Genomic DNA, 11,794 nt, shown 5'->3' on the forward strand with positions numbered 1-11,794 from the left:
CGCTCTCCCCGGCAGCCGTGGGGGCGGTACGGTCGGCGCCATGGCTGATGCGCGGCTGACCAGCGCCACCGGTGGCGAGGCGACGGGGAACGCCGGTCAGGCTCGACGCGTGCCGCACGTCGAGATCCTCCAACTGCTGGTCTCCCCGGTGCACCGGCTCGCCGGCCGGCCGGGCGACGGCCTGCCCGAGCTGCCGCCCGGGGAGCAAGTGACGCGGGCCGAGGTGCGCGCGGGCCTCGGCATCGTCGGCGACCGGTACTTCAACCGGCCCGCCCACCGCAACGCGTCGATCACCCTCATGGCGGCCGAGCGGCTCCCGGAGCCGTACCCGGCCGACCTGCTCCGCACCCGGCGCAACGTCCTGCTGCGCGGGGTCGACATCGACGCCTGCGTCGGCGCGACGGTCTTCCTCGACAGCGGTTTCGGACCGGTGGAACTGGAGGTCCGCAGCGCCGCCCGGCCCTGTGCCTGGCTGGACACCACCCTCGGCCCCGGCGCCCGGCGCGCCCTGCGCGGCGGCGGCGGAGTGCGCTGCCGGCCGCTGACGGACGGCGTGCTCACCGTGGGCCCGGCCGTGTTCGGGATCCGCGAGCCAAGGGACGCGGCACCCGGCGCATGAGTACGGCCGGCCGGGACCGCGCTCAGGTTGCGGAGGCCAGCAGCCGGTCGGACAGCCGGTGGGCCTGGGCGAGCAGCGTGCCGTAGGTGGCGACCTCGTCGGGATCGTCCGTCGTGGAGCGGACCAGGTCCCGGCGCAGTTCCGCGAGCGTGCCGCGCAGGTCCCGCACGGCCTCGCGCAGTTCGTCCTCGCACGCGTCGCCGAACCGGCTGTGGCTGTACAGCCGCAGCGCGCGGGCCGTCCGGCACAGGAACTCGGCGTACCGCCGGGCGAGCCCCGGGTGCGGCCGGGGCGCCGAGCGGTCCTCGGCGGCGGCCTCCAGCACCGTGCGGGTCACCCCCGCGGTGTGCACGGCCGCGTAGTCCAGCACGACCAGAGCGTCGTCGTACCCCCTCTCGGGCAGGGGTGCGGCACCGGTACGGCGGCGGCGCAGATTGCCGCGCATGCTCTCCCGGCTCCACTCGACCGTCGAGCGGGCCTGCCCCACGAGCCGGTGCAGCCGCAGGGCGCGCTCGTGCCAGGCGCCGGCCTCCTCGGCGTCCCAGTGACCCGCGGCCAGTCCGTCCGCCACGTCCCGCAGGATGTCGTGGGCCTCCTCGGTCGCGTCCCGCAGCACGGCCTCGGTGTCGCGCAGATACAGCGGCGGCCGGACCAGCGCGTTGACCGCGATGCCCACCGCCGCCCCGAACAGGGCCTCGCCGAGCCGGGCCGCGGAGGTCATGGCACTGACCGTCCCGTTGGTCAGGACGAACAGGGCGCCGGTGGCCGCGTAGATGCCCTGACTGCCCAGGCGCCGCCACTGTCCCAGCAGCATCGCGAGGGGGAGGACGACCGCCATCGCGGCCACCGTGTCGTGCAGCAGGAGTCCCACCGCGGTGGCCGCGACCGTGCCGGCCGCGATCGCCCCGAGCTGCTGCAAGCCGTGCGCGATCGACCGGTACACCGTCGACTCGACCAGCACCACCGCGACCCATGGCGCGACGAACGCCACCGGCGCCCGCAGCCACCAGCCCGCCACCGCCCAGGCCACCCACGCGGCCAGCGCCGCCTTCAGCGCCTGCACGGCCAGATCCCGTTCACGGCCGGGTTCCGCCCACGCCCGCCGCGCGGCGTGCGCCGCGGCGGACAGGTCCTGTCGTACGCCTTGCCAGGTCAGTCGTATCCCACGCACGCCGACCCGGGTGCCACCCGCGGCACCACCTCATGCCCGGTGTCCGTGTCCCCTGTCCCCGGGGTGACGGGGGCGGACCGGGAAAGCCGTGTCAGTGACGATCACCCGTTCCGGGGGAAGGAGTCCCGCGTCCGGGACATGGGCCGCGATCGCGTCGTGGCGCCCGGGACCCGGGGAGGGGCGTCACGGTGGCATGGCCCGGAGCACGTTCAGCACCGCCCAGACGACCGAGACCAGCGGCACCGCCACGACGGCGCCGATCACCCCCGCCACGATGCTGCCCGCGATGACCGACACGGCCACGACGAGCGGATGCAGCCGCACCGCCCAGCTCATCACCAGAGGATGCAGCACATGCCCCTCGACCTGGCCGATCACCACGATCAGCACCAGCACACCCACCGCCGTCAGCGGACCCCGTCCGGCGAGCGCGACGATCGTGGCGACCCCGAGCGCCACCGGTGAACCCACCAGCGGCACGAACGCGGCGAAGAACTCCAGCAGCGTCAGCGGCAGCGCGAGCGGTACCCGCAGCACGAGCAGGCCCACGCCCACGAGCACGGCATTGGTGGCGGCCACGATGATGATGCCGCGCGTGTACCCCGCGAAGGTCCGCCAGGCCGCCCGCCCCGCCCGGTCCCACACCGGGCGGGCGCCGCTAGGCAGCAGCCGGTCACGCACCCAGCTCCACAGGTGCTCGCCGGAATGCAGGAAGAAGACCGAGGCGAACAGGGCCAGCGCGCCGCCCGTGACCAGCTCCACCACCCGGCCCAGCTCGTCGACCGCGCTGCTGAGCAGCGACGCCCGGTGCGTGGAGACATAGTGCGCCACCTGGTGCTGGAGTGCCGAGAGCGCCCCGGGACCGAGCCGGAACGGCGGCTGTTGCAGCCACTCCTCGATCCGGTGGACTCCGCCGCGGAACTCACCCTCCAGTTGCGCCGACTCGCTCGCCACCGAGCTGCCCACCAGCGCGAGCAGGGCCAGCAGGAGCAGCAGACTGCCCACCAGCGCCACGGCCACACTCAGCGGTCTCGGCAGGAGCCGGGCGAGCAGATCGGTCGGAGGCCGCAGCACGGAGGTCACGACCAGGGCGAGGAACAGTGCGACGGCGATGAGCTGGAAGCTGCCGAGGACGCTGAACACGCCGTAGACCACGGAGCCGACGAGAATCAGCCGCCAGGAGTAGGCCGCGGCCACCCGGAGCCAGGGCACCGTCCGCTCGGCGGGTCCTGCCGGCGGTTCCGGCCGGGGCGGGGCCGGCAGCCGCACGGAGTACGCCGGCCGGCTGCCCAGCACCACGCCGCCGGCCCGGCGCCGCCCGGCCCGCGCGGCCGCCGGCCCGCCCGCATCGCCCTCCACCGCTCCGGCCTCCTCTCCGCCGCCCCGCCTGACGGCCGGTCACCTCCACAGCACCGTAAGCACAGGGGGCGGCAGCGGCGCGCCGAACGCGCCGCGTCTCCCCGATCCGGTGGTCTTGCCCCCGCGCAGGCCTGTTGGCCCGATTCGGTGGTCTTGCCCCACGCGCAGGACCGCCTCGCCCGACCCCTCGGTCTCACCCGAGACACATGAGGGCCGGCGGCCTCACCCGAGACGCATGACGGCTTGGCCCGGGACACCTGACCGCCTGGCCCGAGACACATGACGGCTAGGCCCGGGACACCGGTCTCACGACCGCCCTGGCCCGAGACACACGGCCCTTGGCGGCACCGGTCGGCCGCGGCCGGCCGTCGGCCCCGTCGTCGGCCTCCGCGTGCGGCCGGGGCGTCCGACGCAGCGGCCCGGCCGCTCCGTCAGCCGGGTCCCTCGGCGTCCTGGGCCGCGCGGCCCACCGGCAGCAGCTCGCGGATGTCCGCGGGCAGCGCTCCCGCCATCCGCTCGGTCAGCTCCGGGGCGAGGGCGGCGTCCAGCACCTCCATGACCGCCGCGGCGTCCCGCAGTGCCGCGTCCTCGTCGGTGCCGGCCCGGGCGGCGATGCGTCCGGCGAAGGCCGTCAGCCCGAACCGTTCGCACGAGGTCCCCGAGTCCCGCCCGGCGGACGTGTCGACCGCCTCCCGCATGGCCGCCGCCATGTCCGGCGGCAGCTGGGCGGCCACGTGCCGGGCCAGCCCGGCCGGCAGCCGCTCCGACAGCGTGCTCACGACCGCGTGCGCGGCCCGCTCTGCCGTTCCCCGGTCGGGCAGCTGGGCCAGCGCCTGCACTTTTCCGATCATCTCGTCGTGCCGCATGAGACCGGTCCCTTCCGCACGGAGTGCTGACGGTAAGCCCGTCGCGCGGGCTTAGCGGCACTCACCGAGTACCCCGCGCCCGCTCCCGGTCACCGGCGAGGCCGTCCAAGCCGCGACCGGCCGGTCCTCGGCCGTCCCCGGCTCAGTCCTCGGCCGTCGCCGGCTCAGTGCGGGGCCGTCCCCGGCTCAGTCCTCGGCCGTCGCCGCTCGGTCCGCGGCCGTCGTCGGCTCAGTCCTGGGCCCCGCTCAGCCCTCCACCGTCTCCTGGGTCGCCGTCCAGGCGTACTGGAGCCAGTCCGCCACGGTCAGCGCGCCGAAGCCACCGCAGACCAGCCGGGTGAGCCGTGGGGCCGCCGCATAGGAGCACACCAGCGCGCCCGCGGTCCAGGCGGCGACGCAGAACGGGCAGGAGACCAGGTCGCCGACGGCCCGCCGGAACCCGCTGCCCCGGGGCTCGTCCATGACCTCGCTCGCCTCGCCCTCGTCCGCGCGGCGGGTGAACGGCGCCCGGACGAAGCTGGTGATCTTGTCCTTGGCCAGCAGCCGTGACGTCTTGTACGTCGCCGCGCCCAGCAGTGCCACGTCCCACGGCGGCACATCCTGCGGCAGCCGCACACCACGGCGCCGGGCCAGCAGCGCGAAGGTGCCGGCGCCCGCCGCGAACACCGAAGCGAGGGCGGCATAGCCACCCAGCGGGACCTCGCCCCGGTCGTCGTAGCGAGCGGCGTCCGTCGTCATGAGACCTCCCGGCCCTCCTCGGCGTTGCCCGGCCCTGCCGCGGGCGCGCAACGAGTTCCCCCGTGGGCGGTGGCGACACGTGACCTTGTCGGAGGGCCGGACGGGGACTATTATTCATCCCGTGATGAATTATTGGTGAGCCAACCCCGAACCACTGCTTCCTCGAAAGGGCGGCCCTGCGATGGAGAAGACCACATGCTGTGTCGTGGGAGGCGGCCCCGCGGGCATGGTGCTCGCCCTGCTGCTGGCACGGGCCGGGATCGCGGTGACCGTGCTGGAGAAGCACGGCGACTTCCTGCGCGACTTCCGCGGCGACACCGTCCACCCGTCGACCCTGGCGCTGCTGGACGACCTGGGGCTGGCCGAATCCTTCGCCCGGCTGCCGCAGCGCCGGGTCCGCACCGTCCAGCTGCCGGTCGGCGCCGGCCGCTCGGCCGTCACGGTCGCGGACCTCTCCGTCCTGCCCGGGCCCTACGACTACGTGGCCATGGTGCCCCAGTGGGATCTGCTGGACCTGCTCGCCGAGCAGGCGCGGCGCGAGCCGTCCTTCCGGCTGTGCATGAACACGGAGGCGACCTCCTTCCTGATCGAGTCGGGGCGGGTGACCGGGGTGCGCTACCGCACCTCCGACGGCCGCACCGGCACACTGCGCGCCGTCCTCACCGTCGCCTGCGACGGGCGCGGATCACTGGCCCGGTCCCGGCCGGAACTGGGTCTGCGCCACTTCACCTGCCCGATGGACGCCTGGTGGTTCCGTCTGCCCCGGCGGGACGACGATCCGTCCGGGCTCGTCGGCGGCGCCGGAGACGGCTTCCTGACCGCCATGATCGACCGCGGTGACTACTGGCAGTGCGCCGCACTGATCCCCAAGGGCACCGACGCCGAGCGCCGCGCCGCCGGCCTGGACCGCTTCCAGGCCGCCTACGCCGCCGCCGTCCCCTGGCTCGCCGGCCGCACCGACGCCCTGCGCTCGTGGGACGACGTCAAACTCCTCGACGTCCACCTGGACCGCCTGCGCCGCTGGCACCGCCCCGGCCTGCTGTGCATCGGCGACGCCGCGCACGCCATGTCCCCGGTCTTCGGCATCGGGATCAACCTCGCCGTGCAGGACGCCGTGGCCGCCGCACGCCATCTCGCCGGGCCCCTGCGCCGCGGTACCGTGCGCCTGCGCGACGTACGCGGTGTGCAGCGCCGCCGCCGCCCCACCACGGTCGTCACACAGGCACTGCAACGGACGGCCCACGCCCGCTTCATCGCCCCGGTCCTGCGGGGCCGGCCGCCCCTGGGCAGCGCGGAACGAGCCCGGCGGGTCGCGGACCTGGTCGCCGGATCGCCCTGGCTGCGCCGCCTGCCCGCCTACTTCGTCGCCTACGGCGCCCTCCGGGAGCGTCCCCCCGCCGAGGCGGTCCGCAGGCGGGCACCGGATGCGAAGACCTCAACGTAGTGCATCCGCCGGGACCGCGCCCTGATTTGCCGTCAGATCGGCCCACACCCCTCCAGTCCTGGCATTGTCGTCCCCAGGCACACGGGCACGGACAACCCCGGGGCCGCTACGCACATCATCGCCAATTTTCTTGCGCGTAAGCACCATTGTCCGAACAGAAGGCTCTATGTTCCACTAATCTCCTTCCGCCACAACGATCACCCGCTCCCGGGCGGGGGAGTATCCACGGGGGATCCGATCCGTGTGTGATGACCTGGGGCTCGAAAGACTCCTCGGTGAGGAAGCCTTCTTCGCGCGGCTGCTCGGCCGGTCACCATCGGGCGGCGGCCGCGAACCGTTGTACGGCGCCGACCTTCCCGTGGTCCTGCTCACCGGCGGACCGGGCATGGGCAAGGGGCGGCTGCTGCGAGCGGTGCGGGATCGCTTCGCCGCCAAGGTGCCGGTGATCTATCTGGACTGCGGCTCGCCCGTCTACGCGGACCGGGCGGAGCCGGAGCCGGGCGCCCGCTCGGCCGCGACCGAGGTGCTGGCCGAGGCCGCCCGGCGGCTGTCCACCTGGCAGGGAACGGGCGGCTCGTTCACCTTCCCGCGGCTCTTCGCGGGCCTCGCGATGATCGCGACCGGTGTCGCGGAGGGCACCCCCGAGGCGGTCGCGGCAGAGGTCGACCGGTACGAGGAGTTACCCCAGAGGCAGCGGCTCCGGGGCCTCGCGGCGGGTGACTTCTGGCGGGGCGCGCTCCGCGGAGCCACGCGGAACCTGCTGACGACCCTGTCCGGGCAGGCGCTCGACCCCTACTCGGCCTCGGTGAGCACCGCCTTGCTGGACGCCCTCTTCGCGAGCCTGCCGCCCCGGGGCCGGACCGAACTGGCGCGGATCTACGGCGCGTATCCCGGCGCGGCCGGCCAGCCCGAGCACGGACTGCGCGACCTCGCCGCCGACTTCGGGGCCGGCGGCGAGGAGCGGGAGCTGGCGGAGAGTTTCCTCTTCCGGGCGCTGCGCGAGGACCTGGAGGCCGCGTACGCGGGGGCGGTGGGCTGGCTGCGCCGGGTCGGCCGCCCGGGGATCCTGCTGGACCGCGCCGAAACCCCGCTGGGGGAGCAGCTGTTGCGCGCCGTACTCACCGACCGGCGGAGCGGACAGCGCGACCGCGTGGTGATCGTCGGCACCGCGCGCCGGGCGGACGGCGGCGCCTTCCTGTACGGTGGTCTGCCGCCCCGGGAGGTGCCGGCCCCGGCGGAGTTCAGGCCCGCCGACGGAGCGCCGCCGGCCTGGTCGCGGCGCACCGACCAGGCCCCGGACCGGGCACCGCTCGCCGACGGGGTGCTCCTGCTGCGCATGCCCTTTCTCACCGGCGACCAGATCCGCGCGGAGACCGAGCGCAGACAGCGGCGCGCGGAGCCGGAGGGCGGCACGAACCGCCGCCGCGTCGACGCCGCCGTGGCACGGCTGAGCGGCGGACGACCGCACACGGTGATCCGGCTGGCCGCCGCTGCCGCCACCTTCCGGATGCCGGCGGACGCCAACGACCGGGCCATCCTGGACGCCCCCCTGCGGCTCCCGGGAGACAACGCCCCCGAACGGCCGGTGGCCGACGTGCTGCTGGAGGAGCTGATCCTCGGGCAGCTGCCCGTCCGGCTGCCGGCCGAGCACCACGAGCACTGGCTCGATCTGCTCACCCATCTGTCCGTGGCGCACGACAAGGAGTGCGCCGACGTCCTGCTCCGCCACCATCAGTCCGGCCGTGTCCACCGCCTGACGGCACATCATGTGTCGCAGCTGCTCACCGACACCGGGTGGCCCGGCTGCGACCGGCACTTCATCGGGGACTTCGGGCTGCGCCAGCTGCTGGTGCACCGGCTGTACGGGCTGCTCCCCGACGGTGGTGCCTGGTACGCCGACCACCACCTGCTGCGGGACCACTACACCGGGCGCGTGGCCGACGACGGGCCACCCGGCGGAGGGGCGTTCCGTTCGGTCATGGCACACCGGATGAACCATCACCTGGTGTCCGGCGGCGTGGACGACGTGGTCCGCCACCTGGCCGCCACACTGCCCGGCCGGCCGCGGGAATGGTGCGCGGAGCTGCTGGAGATCGCCCAGGCACCGTACCCGGGCGGGGCGGACACCCGGGTGGAGCGCGCCCAGGGCCTGGTGGCGGCGGACGGCCCGGCGCTGCGCCGCACCGTCGGCCGGCTGCTGCACGCGGTGTGGCTGTGCGAGGAGCGCACCAGGCCCACCGGCAGGGAGACGGCCCGCACGCTCGCCAAGCTGCTGGACCTCCTCTCGATCATGGAGTTCGACGGCGCCGGACAACTCGGCAGGACGGCCACCGACTGGAGCGCCCTCGCCGAGAACGACCAGCCGTTGCTGCGCTGCGCCTGCACCGATCAGCTCGGGCGAAGGAGATAACGGGGATGCCCAGGTGGAAGAAGATCCTCTACTCGCTGCTGATCGCCGCGGCGCTCGTGGCGGGAGGCCTGTCCGGCTGGTCCTTCCTACAGCGGCCCGACACCTGCGCCAAGGGGATCGAGCGGATCGGCGGCGAGTGCATAGGCGTCGACGGCTCGGGCTACGACTTCGGCACACCGGAGATCGGCGCCGTGGTTCGGGCCATCGCGCAGGAGAACAAGAAGATCGGGAACCAGCCCCATGTGACGGTGGCGATGATGCTGCCGTTCCAGTCGGACAAGCCGGCGCTGCGGCGCCAGATACGCAGCGACCTGCAAGGGGCATACCTGGGACAGCTTCAGGCCAACGGGGGCGAGGGGGAGCCGCCGAAGATCCGCCTGGTGCTGGCCAACCCGGGGCGTGACTACGCGCATCAGTCGAAGGTCGTGGACACCCTGCTGCGCATGGCCGGCTCGTCGGCGGACCGGCTGCGCGCCGTCACCGGCTTCAACCTCAGCCTCGATGCCACCGAGCAGGCCGTCCGGCGGCTGACGGACAACGGGATTCCCGTGCTCGCCTCCCGGATCACCGGCGACCAGATCGCCAACGAGGACGGGGCGGACGGGATGGCGAAGTCGCGGTTCCCCGGACTGGCCCGGATCATCCCCACCAACCACGACGTCGCCCAGGCGCTGGCCAACTTCAACGGTGAACGCGGCCGGGAGAACCGCCGGACCGTGCTCGTCTACGACACCCGTCCGGACAGCTACGACGAGTCGCTGGCCAAGGCGTTCAGCGGCATCGACGAGAAGGGGCCGCCCGGCCCCGCCGCGATGTCCTTCGCGTCCCCCTCGATCGACGAGGCGGGTTCGGCCGGCAACCAGTTCACCCAGATAGCCAACAACATCTGCGACACCGAGGCCGACACCGTCTACTTCGCGGGCCGCACGCTGCACCTGCGGCTCTTCGCGCTCAAGCTCGCGCAGGTGGGCTGCGAGAACCGGCACTACACCATCATCAGCGGCTCCGACGCCGCCTCGCTGCGGCAGAACATGACGGCCAAGGACTGGGAGCGGCTGCGCGGCACGGACGGCGAGGCGAGGGTGACGGTGCAGTACGCCGCCCCCGCGCACCCGGACGCCTGGAGCACCGGACTCACCGCCTGGAAGAAGAAGTGGGCGGCGAGACACGATCGAGAGCCCACCGCGGACGAGCTGCCCCAGTACCTGACCGAGCCCGAGGCGGCCCTGGGCAACCTGCGGAAGCTGATCGAGACCACGCGCCGCGACGGAACGGATCTCGGCTCCGTCCCGAACCTGGAGGACTCGCGGACCATGCTCGTGTACGACGGCATGGTCACCATCGGCACGGCACTGCACCAGGTGCAGAGCGGCGGCGCCGCGAAGGTGCCCGGGCTGGAGGACGTCGCCAGGGAGTGGTCGCAGCTCCAGTCCCGGCACCGGGTACCGGGTACGAGCGGCCTGATCTGCCTGACGAGCGGAGGCAACCCGTACGACAAGCCGGTCGCGGTGGTCGAGCTGGACCCGGGCCGGCAGGGCCGGGGCAAGCTCAAGTTCGTCGGCCTCGGCTGGCCCGAGGGCCGGGAACAGCCGAAGAACTGCGTCATCCCCAGCCGCACCCCCTGACAACAGCCGCCCCCGGCCCCCGGCCCGGCGCTCCCCGCTGGTCCGCCCCTTGGGCTTGTCCCTGTGAGCAGGCGGCCACGCATGCCGGCGGGCCCGCTCGCGCTGCCCGTCTCCCGTGAGGCGGGCAGCGGCGGAGACCGGCCCGGCGCACCGCGGTGGGCCCGGGCCCCGCTGCCTGGCAGCAACCGCCCCCGGCCACCGGCCCGGCACTCCTTCGTGGGCTGTGGCCCTCTGCCCCTCGGCCTTGTTCCACCGGCGCTTCCGCCGGCCGGACGGGGTGGGTCAGGTCACATATGACCTGGTTCGCATCCCCTCCCGGGCGTGCCGGGCACCGGGCTACCGTTGCGTGGAGCCCCTGTACCCCTTCGCACCTCGGACGGCCCGGCTGTGCTCACTGATCTGTCCCCCCTGATCGCCGCGACGGCGCGCTGGCTGACCGGCGCGTACCCGGCCTCCGGCGGCGCGCTCGCCACCGCGCTGTGCGAGGCGCAGGCCCGGCAGGCGGTGACGGCCGCCGCATGGCTGCGGTACCCCACCGAGATCGACGCCGGCCTGGTCACCATGGCGGGTCCCGGCGGCGCGGCCCGCCTCGACTGGATCACCGGCGCGGAGCCCGCCGACGACCACCCGGCCGAGGAGTGGGCGTGGCGCACCTGGGTGGACGAGGTCGTGGCCAGCTGGGCCGCCGTGCTGCTCACCGACGCCGAGCTGGCCTCTCTCGCCGTCGCCGCACTCGCCGACGGCGAGCACACCGCGGACACCGCGGCCGAGTTCCGCCGGCTGCTCTCCCCGGACGACGGCGACCGCCGCGCCGCGGCCCTGCTCCGCCACCCCGACCTGATGGCCCCCGTGGCCGGGCTGCACCACGATCAGCTCCTCGTCCGCCTCACCCCGGGACGGTCCCTGGCGGCCTGAGCCCGGGGCGGTTCCTGGCGGTCCGGCTCCGGGAGGGTCCCTGGCGGCCTGAGCCCGGGGCGGTCTCCCTGACGGTCCGGCTCCGGGGCGGTCCCTGGCGGTCCGGCTCCGTCGCTCCACCGCCGGCCGGCCCCGGTGTCGCACGCCCCCGCGGGGGTACTGCGGACCTGACGCGTGAGCCGTCCGCCGGACGGCCCCCGGGCGGCGGCCGGTGACCGGGCTTCGCCCGCTGCGGGGAAGGGCTCGGTCATGACCTTCAAGAATCCCGTGCACCGCGGCGGCGCCCGCCGCGGCCGGTTCGAGCAGTTCGCCGAGTACGCCTCGAACTTCACCAGCTCCCCGGTGTTCTTCCTCTTCTGCCTGCTGTTCGTCGGCTTCTTCGTCGCCGCCCACGTCGCCCACCTGCCCTTGCCGCTGCTGCTGCTCGCGGGCGAGTCCATGACGGCGGTCACCCTGCTGCTCCTGGCCCTGCTGAAGAACGCCGAGATGCGCGCCGAGCACGCCATCCAGCGCAAGCTGGACGCGATCGCCGCGGCCCTGCTGGAGGCGCACCAGGACGAGCGGGGACAGGCGTTCGAGGATCTGCGCAACGCGATCCGGATGGAGGAAGAGACCTGACCGGGCAGGCGAAACGCCGCGGCGGTCCT

The 11,794-nt window shown here is 74.2% G+C and carries 10 protein-coding genes; 6 read left to right on the forward strand and 4 right to left on the reverse strand.

Translation table 11 applies throughout. The annotated features are described in order from the left end of the window. Nucleotides 1-40 precede the first annotated feature (40 nt). Nucleotides 41-619 carry a molybdenum cofactor biosysynthesis protein gene (locus tag JK361_RS28795; RefSeq protein ID WP_307787338.1) on the forward strand — a complete coding sequence of 193 codons (579 nt, stop codon included), beginning with the start codon at nucleotides 41-43 and terminating at the stop codon, nucleotides 617-619. A gap of 22 nt (nucleotides 620-641) precedes the next feature. Here the strand turns inward: JK361_RS28795 and JK361_RS28800 are convergent, their stop codons facing one another. The 4 genes from JK361_RS28800 to JK361_RS28815 all read right to left on the reverse strand — a co-directional run bounded on the left by JK361_RS28800 (nucleotide 642) and on the right by JK361_RS28815 (nucleotide 4,753). Next, nucleotides 642-1,790 carry an FUSC family protein gene (locus tag JK361_RS28800; RefSeq protein ID WP_372448744.1) on the reverse strand — a complete coding sequence of 383 codons (1,149 nt, stop codon included), beginning with the start codon at nucleotides 1,788-1,790 and terminating at the stop codon, nucleotides 642-644. 183 nt (nucleotides 1,791-1,973) lie between these two features. Beyond that, entirely contained in the window at nucleotides 1,974-3,149 is a 1,176-nt protein-coding gene (locus tag JK361_RS28805) for an AI-2E family transporter (protein ID WP_201823393.1), read from the reverse strand. A 431-nt stretch (nucleotides 3,150-3,580) separates the two neighbouring features. Then, nucleotides 3,581-4,015 carry a DUF2267 domain-containing protein gene (locus JK361_RS28810; protein ID WP_201823396.1) on the reverse strand — a complete coding sequence of 145 codons (435 nt, stop codon included), beginning with the start codon at nucleotides 4,013-4,015 and terminating at the stop codon, nucleotides 3,581-3,583. Between the two features lie 246 nt (nucleotides 4,016-4,261). After that, nucleotides 4,262-4,753 carry a DUF1360 domain-containing protein gene (locus JK361_RS28815; protein ID WP_201823400.1) on the reverse strand — a complete coding sequence of 164 codons (492 nt, stop codon included), beginning with the start codon at nucleotides 4,751-4,753 and terminating at the stop codon, nucleotides 4,262-4,264. A gap of 181 nt (nucleotides 4,754-4,934) precedes the next feature. Between JK361_RS28815 and JK361_RS28820 the strand changes: the two genes are divergently transcribed. The 5 genes from JK361_RS28820 to JK361_RS28840 all read left to right on the forward strand — a co-directional run bounded on the left by JK361_RS28820 (nucleotide 4,935) and on the right by JK361_RS28840 (nucleotide 11,765). Next, entirely contained in the window at nucleotides 4,935-6,197 is a 1,263-nt protein-coding gene (locus JK361_RS28820; protein WP_201823403.1) for an FAD-dependent oxidoreductase, read from the forward strand. Between the two features lie 241 nt (nucleotides 6,198-6,438). After that, nucleotides 6,439-8,607 (forward strand): amino acid adenylation domain-containing protein, encoded by a 2,169-nt coding sequence (locus JK361_RS28825; RefSeq protein ID WP_201823406.1) that lies wholly within the window; start codon nucleotides 6,439-6,441, stop codon nucleotides 8,605-8,607. A gap of 5 nt (nucleotides 8,608-8,612) precedes the next feature. After that, entirely contained in the window at nucleotides 8,613-10,232 is a 1,620-nt protein-coding gene (locus JK361_RS28830) for a type 1 periplasmic-binding domain-containing protein (protein WP_201823409.1), read from the forward strand. 387 nt (nucleotides 10,233-10,619) lie between these two features. Further along, complete coding sequence (locus JK361_RS28835) at nucleotides 10,620-11,147, forward strand: hypothetical protein (RefSeq protein WP_201823412.1); 528 nt, start codon at nucleotides 10,620-10,622, stop codon at nucleotides 11,145-11,147. A 249-nt stretch (nucleotides 11,148-11,396) separates the two neighbouring features. Beyond that, the gene (locus tag JK361_RS28840) at nucleotides 11,397-11,765 is read left to right on the forward strand and encodes a hypothetical protein (protein ID WP_201823415.1); all 369 of its coding nucleotides are present in this window, start codon (nucleotides 11,397-11,399) and stop codon (nucleotides 11,763-11,765) included. The last annotated feature ends 29 nt before the right edge of the window (nucleotides 11,766-11,794 follow it).

Origin of the sequence: Streptomyces musisoli, from assembly GCF_016741855.1 — a bacterium.
Taxonomy (GTDB): Bacteria; Actinomycetota; Actinomycetes; order Streptomycetales; family Streptomycetaceae; genus Streptomyces; species Streptomyces musisoli.